This window comes from Psychrobacter sp. Ps6, assembly GCF_022129235.1.
In the GTDB taxonomy this organism is placed as follows: domain Bacteria; phylum Pseudomonadota; class Gammaproteobacteria; order Pseudomonadales; family Moraxellaceae; genus Psychrobacter.
The window spans coordinates 503-2,101 of record NZ_JADQAI010000075.1 but is presented as its reverse complement, the minus strand read 5'-3'; the positions used below and the strand labels follow the sequence as shown (position 1 = coordinate 2,101).

General features: G+C 30.8%; 1 protein-coding gene. It reads left to right on the top strand.

The window, feature by feature from the left end:
• Nucleotides 1-436: 436 nt before the first annotated feature.
• Nucleotides 437-1,599: hypothetical protein (locus tag I3255_RS13825; protein WP_238039321.1), on the top strand; the 1,163-nt coding region annotated here is incomplete at its 3' end.

Below are 1,599 nucleotides of genomic sequence, written 5' to 3'. Positions count from 1 at the left end.
AGAGTACAACGTTAGTGATCTACCGGTACATCTTCAGAAAGATATCGGTTTATATAGATAGTCGTACTGATAGTAATTCGTGAAATTTGATATCTAACGCCGTATTGTCACATCAAATATGGCGTTTAATTGTTTCTATTTGTTGTTTTCTATACTCTCCTTATCGCTTGTTTATTCAGCGACCTTTCTTATTTTCTATCTTCTCCTCATAATTATTAATATTAAATTTATAATTTTCATTTTTGCATTGTTATGCAGTAAATGAGCGGTTTTATCTTTTTTTGATAGCATAAATATGTCATTAGAATGTTATTTATGCATGCTGATATGTCTTTTGGCAATAATTAAGTAAATGCAAATGAGAATTGCTATTGAAATGAGAATTGTTCTCTAATACTATGCGTTCCAACAATAAAACGGACGATTGATATTTATCATGATATTGGCTTCTTTAGTATTAGCCCAAAGCGTTGCAGCTCAACCTTGCCCTGAATGTTGGTTAAGAGATGATAGTCGCACTAATCCAAAAGTAATTTCTTATCTTGTTGATCAAAATGAAACAACGCAACAATATTTAGAATCATTAACGGAATTTCAAGCGAAATTACAGTCTGAATGGCAAGATCGTTTAATAAAAAAAGCCAAAAAACCATGGATAACCATAGGCCGTGATCAGTATAAATTAGAGGATTTCGGTTATGGTCAACTTATCACTAGAGCATATGGAAATAATGAGGAACAGGTGATAGTTGATTTTAATCATAGAGCTAAAAACTATAAATATTACCGTTTTGGTTCATGGAAAATTAACTCAAATAAAAAATATATAGCTATAACTGAAAATATCAAAGGAGATGATAATTATAGAATTGCGGTTATTGATCAAGATACTGGTAAAGATTTTCTCTTAACAGAGAGCAAATATAGTACAAGTATTGAGTGGCTTTCAGACGATCAGTTGCTTATCATTGAAAATGAAGCGGTTACATATCGTCCTTATAAAGCACAAATATTCAATTTACGCACTAATGGCTTTAAAGATATTTATATTGAAAAAAATAAATCGTGGTTGATATCTAGCTATTTAACAAGTGATAAAACTAATATTGTATTACAAAGTAATAATGATAATAGTAGCGAGCAGTATCTTATCTCAACGTTGAATTTTTCATCAGATAAACCAGATATCAAATTAATCAAAAAACGTGAGAATAATTTAGAATATTATGTTGATAGTATTCATAAAAGACCATTTGTAAAATCAAATCGTGATGGTCAATTTGATATATATGAGATCATAGATGATGGGGCTTGGGAAAAAAGGGTAACGCCTGATGGTGAGATAGAAAAATGGCTACTATTTAATGATAATTTAGTTTTACAACTGAATAAAGAAGGTCGTACTTATCTGTCTAATTACACTTTATCTGGTGATCTTATTTTTAAATATGAGCTTTCTTTAGGCGCAAGCGTAGGATGGCTATCTCATAACACAGATCCTGATAGTGTAAATATTAATATTAGAACAATGGGATTGAAGCAGCCACCTGCTTGGCAGAAAATAGATATCAAGACTGGTAATGTTGTGGAAAATCGGAC